Genomic DNA, 1,298 nt, shown 5'->3' with positions numbered 1-1,298 from the left:
CCGCGCTGGCCGCCGTCGACGCGGCGCGCGGGGCGGGTGCCGCCGGCGCCGTGCACCGCACGCTGTTCCCCGCCGCGGCCCCGGCCGCCTAGGAGCTCCCCGGCGATCGGCCCGGTTGTCCACAGTGTGTGCTCTCCTGTGGACAACCGGTGCCACCTGTGGACAGGTGTCAGGTCCGCCGCTCGCCGAGCACGCAGAACTCGTTGCCCTCGGGGTCGGCGAGCACCGTCCAGGACACCTCGTCGGCCGGGGCCCGGTGCTGGCCCACGTTGACCCGGGTGGCGCCCAGCATCAGCAGCCGGGCCACCTCGGAGTCGCGGACGCCGTCCGGCCGCAGGTCGATGTGCAGGCGGTTCTTGGTCCGCTTCCCCTCCGCGACCGGCACGAAGATCAGCCCGGGGACGACGCCCTCGGCGGGCTGGATCTCGAACTCCGACGCCGAGGCGTTCACGACCGTCCAGTCCAGGGCCTCGGCCCACCAGCGGCCCAGCCGGACCGGGTCCCGGGCGTCGACGACGACCTGCTCCCACTGCAGGGGCATCAGACGTCGACCGCCGTCTCCCGGTCGGGGACCAGGAGCGTCGTGGCGTCGGGCCCCAGGTCGTCGAAGAACCGGTAGTGGAGCGCCGGGTCGGCGAGGGTGCCCTCGTGGATCGGCACCACCGTCCGCGGTGCGACCGACCGCAGGTAGTCGACGGCCTCGGACACCTTCAGCCAGGGTGCGCCGGTGGGGAGCAGCAGCGTCGCCAGCTCGTCGACGCCCGGCGGGACGTAGGCGTCGCCGGGGTGGAGCAGCGCGCCGTCGACGAGGTAGCCGTTGTTCGCGACCAGCGGGATGTCCGGGTGGATCTGCGCGTGGTCCCCGGACCCGACGACGGACACCTCGGCGCCGCCGAGGGCCAGCACGTCGCCGGGGGCGGCGGTGCGGGCGTCGACGCCGTCGAGCTGCCCGGCGGTCTGGCCGTCGGTGACCAGGGCGGCGTCGGGGTTGGCACGCAGCAGGGTGCGCAGCGCGTCGGCGTCGACGTGGTCGAAGTGCTGATGGGTGACCAGGATCGCGTCCAGGCCGTCCAGGGTCTCGAAGCCGGTCGAGAACGCGCCCGGGTCGAACAGGAGCCGGGCCGACCCGGTGTCGACCAGGACGCAGGCGTGGCCGTAGTGCGTCAGGTGCATGGGACCAGCATGCCCGGTCGGGGGGTGGCGGGCGTCCCGGCTCAGCCGAGCGCCCGCAGCACGGCCTGCTCCTCGGCGTCGGTGAGCCCGGCCCGGCGCCCCCGGCCCGCGCCGAGCCCGCGCTC

At 75.3% G+C, this 1,298-nt stretch carries 2 protein-coding genes; both read right to left on the bottom strand.

The features are described 5' to 3' along the window. Positions 1–169 precede the first annotated feature (169 nt). Positions 170–541, bottom strand: coding sequence for a VOC family protein (locus GTW08_RS18625; protein WP_073575827.1), 372 nt, complete (start codon positions 539–541; stop codon positions 170–172). Continuing rightward, positions 541–1,173, bottom strand: coding sequence for an MBL fold metallo-hydrolase (locus GTW08_RS18620; RefSeq protein WP_073575828.1), 633 nt, complete (start codon positions 1,171–1,173; stop codon positions 541–543). Before GTW08_RS18620 ends, GTW08_RS18625 begins: the two co-directional genes overlap by 1 nt. Between the last annotated feature and the right edge of the window lie 125 nt (positions 1,174–1,298).

Origin of the sequence: Pseudonocardia sp. SID8383, assembly GCF_009864975.1 — a bacterium.
Taxonomy (GTDB): Bacteria; Actinomycetota; Actinomycetes; order Mycobacteriales; family Pseudonocardiaceae; genus Pseudonocardia; species Pseudonocardia alni.
This window is presented reverse-complemented; position numbering and strand designations above follow the sequence as displayed.